Annotated in this window: 1 protein-coding gene; it reads left to right on the forward strand. The window is 76.1% G+C overall.

The features are described from left to right. Positions 1–14: 14 nt before the first annotated feature. On the forward strand, positions 15–614 hold a 600-nt coding region (locus HW578_RS27430), incomplete at its 3' end, for an AMP-binding enzyme (protein WP_232479341.1).

A 614-nucleotide genomic window follows, 5' to 3' on the forward strand; every position in this document is an offset into this window, starting at 1 on the left:
AGGTCGCGCAGGCGATGGCCGAGCCGAAGGCCGGGCTGGGCGCCTGCCTCGGCTGGCCGGCCCCGGGCGTCGAGATCGCGATCCGCGCCGAGGACGGCGCGGCGCTGCCGGCCGGCGAGGCGGGCGAGATCCATCTGCGCGCGCGCCACATGAACGCCGGCACCATCACCGCGGCGGGCTTCGCCGCGCGCCCGCCCGGCGCCTGGCATCGCACCGGGGACCTCGGCGCGATCGATGCGCGCGGGCGGCTGCACCTGTCGGGCCGCGCGGCGGATGTGATGAAGTCCGGCGGCTATCGCATCCATCCGGGCGAGATCGAATCCGCGCTGGATGGCGCCGCCGGCGGGCGCGCCATCTGCGTGCTCGGCATCCCGTCGGACTATTGGGGCGAGGTGATCGTCGCCGTCGCGGAATCGCCGCCCGCCGGATGGGAGGCGGAGGCGGCGGCGCGCGTCGCCGCGCTGGCGCGCCACAAGCGCCCGCGCGCCTGGCTGGCGCTGCCCGAATTGCCGCGCAACGCACAGGGCAAGGTGGTGCGCGCGCGGGTGCGCGAGGCGCTGCTCGCGGCCCATACGCTGGGAGATCGGAAGAGCTCACGCCTGAACTGCTGTTAC

Source organism: Roseomonas rosulenta (assembly GCF_016106005.1).
Taxonomy (GTDB): domain Bacteria; phylum Pseudomonadota; class Alphaproteobacteria; order Acetobacterales; family Acetobacteraceae; genus Neoroseomonas; species Neoroseomonas rosulenta.